Origin of the sequence: Sphingomonas sp. CCH5-D11, from assembly GCF_001557395.1 — a bacterium.
Classification (GTDB): Bacteria; Pseudomonadota; Alphaproteobacteria; order Sphingomonadales; family Sphingomonadaceae; genus Sphingomonas.
In genome coordinates, this window is sequence record NZ_LSKH01000075.1 from 1 (window position 1) to 747 (window position 747).

Annotated in this window: 1 pseudogene; it reads left to right on the top strand. The window is 65.6% G+C overall.

The annotated features are described in order from the left end of the window. Nucleotides 1-747: pseudogene (locus AX702_RS22415) on the top strand (outer membrane beta-barrel protein); the annotation flags it as partial.

A 747-nucleotide genomic window follows, 5' to 3' on the forward strand; every position in this document is an offset into this window, starting at 1 on the left:
GGCTACGACTTCCACAACCGCAACACCTTTCTCGATCGGGAGCGGATCGACCTGGGCGGCGACGTGAATATCGTGGTCGGTGCCTTTTGCACCATCCGGCCGGGCGTGCGGCTGAACTGGGGCCAGTCGCAGCTTTCCGACCAGGGCGTGATCATCGGCAATACCGAGCGACGGACGGATTATGAGATTTCGCTGGCGTGCCGGCGGCCGGCGGGGCTCTATCCCCGGCTGGCGGGGCGCGTCACCCGCGTGACCAACAGTGCGGATGCGCGCCGCGTCTACAATCTGGACGACGATTACGTCGAGGCGGCGCTTGGCTATTCGCTGCCCAGCCTCGGCGACGTGCTGCTGGTCGCCAGCTACGAACGCTTCAATCGGCCCGAGCTTCGCGAGGAGGTGGATCTCAACGATCGCACCGACACATTCCGCACCGGGCTGGAATTCCGCCGCGCCGTGGCGCCGCGGATTTCATTCCGCGCGAGCGCTTATTACGTCCGCGTCGAGACGGAGGACGAAAGCTGGTCCTCGTTCAGCGGGCTGGGTTTTCGCACGGGCGTGGAATTTCGGCCGGCACCCGCGATCGAGACGGATATCCAGTTTTCCCGCGACGTTTCCAACCAGAGCAACATCGCCACCGCCTATACGATCCAGACGGAAGCGCGGTTCAACGCCAGCTACCGCCCGTCGCCGCGGTCACAGGTGCGGCTCGGCGGGCGGTATCTGCGGCGCTCGTTCCGTGGCCAGCTG